Origin of the sequence: Lactobacillus kalixensis DSM 16043 (assembly GCF_001434335.1) — a bacterium.
GTDB lineage: Bacteria > Bacillota > Bacilli > Lactobacillales > Lactobacillaceae > Lactobacillus > Lactobacillus kalixensis.
Genome location: NZ_AZFM01000085.1, coordinates 1 through 981, shown reverse-complemented (window position 1 = coordinate 981; position 981 = coordinate 1). Strand labels below are relative to the sequence as shown.

General features: G+C 38.8%; 1 protein-coding gene. It reads right to left on the bottom strand.

Features of this window, described 5'->3' with window-relative positions:
- On the bottom strand, positions 1-981 hold a 981-nt coding region (gene tnpC / locus FC46_RS09865; protein WP_057800236.1), incomplete at both ends, for an IS66 family transposase.

Here is a 981-nt window from a genome sequence, read left to right as displayed (position 1 = left end):
TTGACTGTTTCTACACCATTCAAAGAATTCTTCAAATAATGGCTTTAGTTCTTCTTGCCTTCTTTGATATCTTTCTTCATTAGACAGATTCTCCCAAGACTTCTCCAGGGTAAACATCTTATTGCAGTAGTGAGTTCCTTGCTTTGATAATGATTTGCCTTCAGTAGTTGGTGGCACTGCTTCTTTGAACTTTCTTCTAACGTGTGCCCAACATCCAACTAGTGTTGCTTCAGGTAATTGCTTGTAAGCTTGCCACATATCACAGTGCAAATATCCTGAGTAATTTTCTAAGAAGTCAGTGGCGACTTGGCCACTACGATGAGGATCATGATGATATAGCGTTATCGGATTAACTTCTTGCTTACCTGATAAGAAGGTCCAATAATAAGTCTTCTGAGTATCGCTCTCAAGGACGCGATAACTAGTTTCATCGGCATGAAGGACTGTTTGAGTTAACAAGATTTCTTTAAGTAGACTGTAAATAGGCTTGAAGTAATATTCCGTTGTCTTCATTTGCCAGTTAATCAAGTCTTGGCGACGGATAGGAAGTCCCATCTTTTGCCAATCATTTTCTTGACGATAAGCCGGCACCTTTAATTCATATTTTTGATAAATCGTATGAGCGATAATTGAAGAAGAGCCATAGCTGTGTGCTAGTGGTGCTTTAGGAACAGGAGCCTTGATAATCTTATCTACTTCATTATTCAAACTGCAGTGCTCACACTTATATGCATGCTGGATATGGTCTAATCTCTTTATCTGAGCTGGAATAAAGACTAACTCTTTACGTGCAGTCCATGAGCCAATTTCCTTGAGCTTTTCATGACAATCTAAGCAATATTGTTCTTCTTCAGATAATTCATGATGAACTTCTTCAGAAGGGAAAGCTGCTAGAACAGCTTCTCTTTTAGCTTTACGCTTCTTACGTCTATAAGTAATAGTCTCTTCTTGGTCTTCTCCTGGGAAGCTCTCCATCTTCAT